Source organism: Streptomyces prasinopilosus, assembly GCF_001419695.1.
Classification (GTDB): Bacteria; Actinomycetota; Actinomycetes; order Streptomycetales; family Streptomycetaceae; genus Streptomyces; species Streptomyces prasinopilosus.
In genome coordinates this window covers 1-4,789 of the sequence record NZ_LIRG01000810.1, presented here as the reverse complement: position 1 = coordinate 4,789, position 4,789 = coordinate 1, and the positions used below count along the sequence as shown (strand labels likewise).

The 4,789-nt window shown below is 75.2% G+C and carries 5 protein-coding genes and 1 pseudogene; 1 reads left to right on the top strand and 5 read right to left on the bottom strand.

The window, feature by feature from the left end; all coding sequences use genetic code 11:
- Positions 1-40: 40 nt before the first annotated feature.
- From AOK18_RS26850 to AOK18_RS26840, 3 genes are all read right to left on the bottom strand, one after another.
- Positions 41-1,138, bottom strand: a complete 1,098-nt coding sequence (locus AOK18_RS26850; protein WP_055696011.1) for a lytic polysaccharide monooxygenase auxiliary activity family 9 protein — start codon at positions 1,136-1,138, stop codon at positions 41-43.
- 211 nt (positions 1,139-1,349) lie between these two features.
- Entirely contained in the window at positions 1,350-1,850 is a 501-nt protein-coding gene (locus tag AOK18_RS26845; protein ID WP_055696012.1) for a ribonuclease FAU-1 family protein, read from the bottom strand.
- A complete protein-coding gene (locus AOK18_RS26840; RefSeq protein WP_055696010.1) occupies positions 1,831-2,760 on the bottom strand; it encodes a GNAT family N-acetyltransferase in 930 nt (309 codons plus the stop codon). Before AOK18_RS26840 ends, AOK18_RS26845 begins: the two co-directional genes overlap by 20 nt.
- Before the next feature lie 71 nt (positions 2,761-2,831).
- On the opposite strand from AOK18_RS26840, the gene AOK18_RS26835 reads away from it, so the two are divergent.
- The gene (locus AOK18_RS26835; protein ID WP_055696009.1) at positions 2,832-3,200 is read left to right on the top strand and encodes a GntR family transcriptional regulator; all 369 of its coding nucleotides are present in this window, start codon (positions 2,832-2,834) and stop codon (positions 3,198-3,200) included.
- 42 nt (positions 3,201-3,242) lie between these two features.
- Here the strand turns inward: AOK18_RS26835 and AOK18_RS26830 are convergent, their stop codons facing one another.
- Together AOK18_RS26830 and AOK18_RS26825 are read right to left on the bottom strand one after the other, a co-directional pair.
- The gene (locus AOK18_RS26830; protein WP_055696008.1) at positions 3,243-4,340 is read right to left on the bottom strand and encodes a DUF5925 domain-containing protein; all 1,098 of its coding nucleotides are present in this window, start codon (positions 4,338-4,340) and stop codon (positions 3,243-3,245) included.
- An 84-nt stretch (positions 4,341-4,424) separates the two neighbouring features.
- A pseudogene (locus AOK18_RS26825) lies at positions 4,425-4,748 on the bottom strand (polysaccharide deacetylase family protein); the annotation flags it as partial.
- Between the last annotated feature and the right edge of the window lie 41 nt (positions 4,749-4,789).

Here is a 4,789-nt window from a genome sequence, read left to right as displayed (position 1 = left end):
CCGGCGCACGGTCGACGCGGGGTCAGCGGTCGACGCCGGGTCAGCTGCCGTGGCGCCCGTTCGCCGCGCGCCGCCGGTTGGAGGCGAACAGCGCCGCCGAACCGAGCGCCAGGGCGGCGGCCCCGCCGACCATCAGGTACGGGGTGTTCCCGTCACCGCCGGTCTCCGCGAGGTTCCCCGGAGCACCCGCCGCCTTGGGCCGGTTGCCGGCGGCTTCGGGGGAGCCGCCGGTGCCGTCCGGGCCGGCGCCGTCGCCCGGTGCGTCACCGGCGGGACCGTCGCCGGCCGGGGCCGGCCGCGCGGTGGTGTGCGGGTCGTCGTCCCCGTGGCCGTGGTTCTCGATGGTCGACTTGTCGTTACCCTCGTCGATCTGCTTCTCGGAGGGTGCGGAGGCGACCGGCGCAGGGGCGGCCCCGGCCTCGGGCGTGTCACCGGCGCCGGACCCGCTCCCGTCGTCACCGGCGGCCTCCCCGGCCCCGCCCGCGCCTGCGCCCGCTCCCTCTCCTGCTCCGAAGGCGACGTCGGAGCAGGAGTAGAACGCCTCCGGGCTGTCCGAGCGCTGCCACACCGCGTACAGCAGCTGCTTGCCCGAGCGCTCGGGAAGGGTGCCGGTGAACGTGTAGAAGCCGTCGACGGCGGCCGGGTCGGTGGCCGTCGCCACCGGATTGGCCAGATCCAGGTCGCCCCAGCCCAGCGGCCGGGACGGGTCGTAGCCGGGCTTGGTGATGTACACCTGGAAGGAGCCCTTGTGCGGGGCCGTCACCCGGTACTTGAAGGTGTACGAGCCGCTGCTCACCGACGTCGCGGGCCAGTCGTCGCGGGCCAGGTCGAGTCCCTTGAACGCCTCGTCGGCCGCGCTGCACAGCTTGCCGTCGGGGATCAGCTCCTCGTGGCGTCCGCCCGCGTCGCCGATGCGGACGCCGTTCCAGTCGTAGAGCGCCTGGGTGCCGCCGGCCGCCACCGCCGCCCGGCACGCCGCCGACTTCGGGCTCTCCGGCCCCTCGGCGAAGCACTGCGCGACCCTGCTGACCGGGTCGCCCATCGAGCCGTGCGCGGCCGCCGGCGAGGCGGCCAGCCCGGTCAGGGCGAGCGGGACGATACCGACGGCGGCGACAGCGGCCTTGCGGCGTGCGGGCATGGGACAGCAACTCCTCGGACGATCAACGGGCTTGGGGGGATCCCGTGGGGGGACGGCTCAGAAACTAGCCCCGGGGGACCGGGAAATCGCCTGCCGGAGGCCGCTCGCGGAGATCCTTATGGCCCCGTTAAGGGAGTGCTCAGGCTGGGATCAGGTAGGAGCCGTGAGCGGCCGGCCGAGGAGGGGCGCGGTGCCGGACCGGACGGGCCCCTCAGGTGAGCAGCGTGGCGATGCCGCCCTCGCGGGCCAGGGCGTCCAGTTCGTCGAGGGCGGACGTCGCGGCGGCCGCGGCCCCGGGATCGGCGGCGGCCAGGCCGCTCGCCGCGAACTCGTCCTCGTCCAGCCGCCGTACGTCCGTGCCGTCCGCCGAGACCCACAGGTCCAGGTCGAGGTCCTCGACCACCAGCCGGCCGGCCGAGAGCTCGGCCGGGCGGGTGACGTCGCAGTAGTGGCCCTTGAGGGTGCCCGCGGCGGTGCGCACCTCCTTCACCGCGTACCACCGGTCGCGCCAGTAGTGCTCCGTGAAGACGTCACCGGGTTCGAAGCGCACGAAGCCGAAGTCCCGCACGCCGGCGCCCGCCCAGGGGGCGCGCACGGTGACGCGGGTGCCGTCGTCGGCGAGCAGTTCGGCCGGGTACGTGATCTTCGTGCGTCCCGCCTTGACGAGGACGACGTCCAGGCGTGCCGGACGGTCAGCCGAGTTCACGGACATACCGCACCTCCGTGGCGCAGACCTCGTAGCCGAACCACTCGTTGATCGCGATCATCGGCTCGTTCCCGGTGTCGTTGCCGGTGAACGCCTCCGTGTACCCGGCGGCGCGGGCGCGGTGCAGGGAGGTGTTCTTGGCGAGTTTGGCCAGGCCCCGGCCGCGGTGGGCGCGGGCGGTACCGGTCATGGCGGTGCCGTAGCGGTGGGCGCCGTCGGTGTGGACCGCGGTGAAGGCGGCGGGGCTGCCGTCGACCACCGCGACCGTGGTCAGGGCGGGGTCGAGCAGCGGGTGCCGCCAGGTCGCCTCGAGCCACGCCTCGTAGTCGGCGGACTCGGTGCCGATGTCGCCCGGTTCGTCCGACGCCGTCTCCGCGTCCAGGGCGAACAGCGGGCGCGGGTCGTCGGCGAAGTCGGCGCCGGTGCGCAGTTCGACGCCGGGCGGCGGATCCTGGAGCGGCGGCAGGGCGCCGCCGGCCAGGTCCAGCCGCAGGAAGTACGCCGACCGGCTCGCACGGTAGCCGCGCCGTTCGGCGAACGCGCGGTTCTCCGGCGCGTCCATGACCCAGACGTAGACCTTGCGGGCGCCGAGGGAGGCCAGCCGCTCCTCGACGGCGCGCAGCAGCAGCGATCCGGCGCCGCGCCGGCTCCTGTCCGCCCGTACGTAGACACTGGCGGAGCCCTGGCCCGGCTCCGGGCTGTCGTGGGCGAGACTGAGCTGGACGACGCCGATGATCTCCCCGTCCTCCTCGGCGACGAGCTGCCCGAAGCGGGCGTCGGGGTGGGAGTGCCGCAGGTGGTGCAGCACGGACTCGGGAGTGGACAGCATGAAGGGGACGGTGAGCCTGCGGACGTGGGAGAAGCCCTCGGCGTCGGCTCGTACTTCGGGGCGCAGGTCGCGCACAGTGATGGCCATGAGGGCGCACGGTACGTGGGGGCGTGCCGCGGCTGCCTCTCATTTTCCGCCGGGTGCGGGACAATCGGACCGTGACCCTGAAGATCCATGTCGACGACAGCGCGCCGCCGTACGAGCAGGTGCGGGCCCAGATCTCCGAGCAGGCCCGGTCGGGGGTGCTGCCGGTGGGCCACCGGCTGCCGACGGTACGGGGCCTGGCCCAGGAGCTCGGCCTCGCCGCGAACACGGTGGCCAAGGCCTACCGTGCCCTGGAGGCGGACGGCGTGATCGAGACCCGCGGCCGCAACGGCACGTTCGTCGCCGCCGCGGGCTCGGCCGCGGAGCGCGAGGCCGCGGCGGCGGCCCGGGGGTACGCGGAGCGGGCGCGACGGCTCGGGCTGGACGAGGACGCGGCCCTGGCCGCGGTACGGGACGCGCTGCGAGCGGCGTACGGGGCGTAGCCGCGGGAGCGGGGGAGGGACGGGCGGCGCCGGCCCCCGCCCCTACAAGTACAGTCCCGCCGCCGCGTTGCCGCGCGGTTCCGGCAGGGCCGTCGGGGAGGTGCCCCTGCGCAGGGCGTACAGCTCGGCCAGGGTGGCGCCCTCACGGCCGATGCCGTCCTCGCGGCCCAGCCAGTCCACCGCCTCGGCGCGGGTCAGCGCCCCGACCTCGATGCGGGCGAGGCAGCGTCCCGGGCGGACGACGGCCGGGTGGAGGCGCTCCAGGTCCTCGTTGGTCGTGACGCCCACCAGGACGTTGCGGCCCTGGCCGAGCAGCCCGTCGGTCAGGTTCAGCAGCCGGGACAGGGCCTGCCCCGCCGCGTGCTTGGCCTCGCCGCGGATCAGCTCGTCGCAGTCCTCCAGCAGCAGCAGCCGCCAGCGCCCCCTGCCCGTCGTCTCGTCCTCCTCGCCGATCGCGATGTCCATCAGGTAGCCGACGTCGGAGAAGAGCCGCTCCGGGTCCAGGACGCAGTCCACCTGGCACCAGTCCCGCCAGGACCGGGCCAGTGTGCGCAGCGCGGACGTCTTCCCGGTGCCCGGCGGACCGTGCAGCAGGAGCAGCCGGCCCCCGACGTCCTCCGGCGTGGTCTTCATCAGGCGGTCCATGGCGTCCGCGACCGGCGCGGTGTAGTTGGGCCGGATCTCGTCCCAGGTGCCCGCGGAGATCTGCCGGGTGGTGCGGTGCGGGCCGCGGCGCGGGGACACGTACCAGAAGCCCATGGTGACGTTCTCCGGCCGCGGCTCCGGTTCGTCGGCCGCGCCGTCCGTGGCCTCGTCGAGGATCCTCGCCGCGAGTTCGGCGCTGGTCGCGGTGACGGTGACGTCGGCGCCCCGGCTCCAGCGGGAGACCAGCAGCGTCCAGCCGTCGCCCTGGGCCAGGGTGGCGCTGCGGTCGCCGTCCCGGGCGGTCCGCAGCACCTCGGCGCCCGCCGGCAGCAGGGTCGCGCCGGAGCGCACGCGGTCGATGTTCGCCGCGTGCGAGAACGGCTGCTCGCCCGTCGCGAAGCGGCCGAGGAACAGTGCGTCGACGACGTCGGACGGGGAGTCGCTGTCGTCGACGTTGAGCCGGATCGGCAGGGCGTCGTGCGGGTTCGCGGGCATGCCGTCATGATCGGGCACACGGACGCCCCCGCGCACCCGGTTTCCCGGGGCGCGCGGGCGCGTGGCGCGCGCCGTGCGCACGGGTCACCGCCGGACGTGTGCCGCCAGCCGCCGCGCCCGGCGGACCACCGTGTACCCCTTGGTCAGGGCCCGGTCCCGGGCGAAGACGCGGGTGAGGCCGCGGCCGTCCACCAGTCGCTCGAACTCGGCGACGTCCGTCGACCGGCGCACGGTCACGCGCCGCAGCGCGTAGGGCCCCTGCGCGCGGCGGGCGAGCCCGTTGCCGACGGCGAGGGCCTGCGTGTACCCCGTCTCCCGCACCGCCTCGCGCACCCGGCGGCTGCGCTCCGAGCTGACCCTGTGCGGGGAGATCGTCTCGGACCAGCTGGGCCGCGTGCCCACCTCGTTCGCCTATCCCTACGGCTACTCCAGCCGCCGGGTGCGCGAGG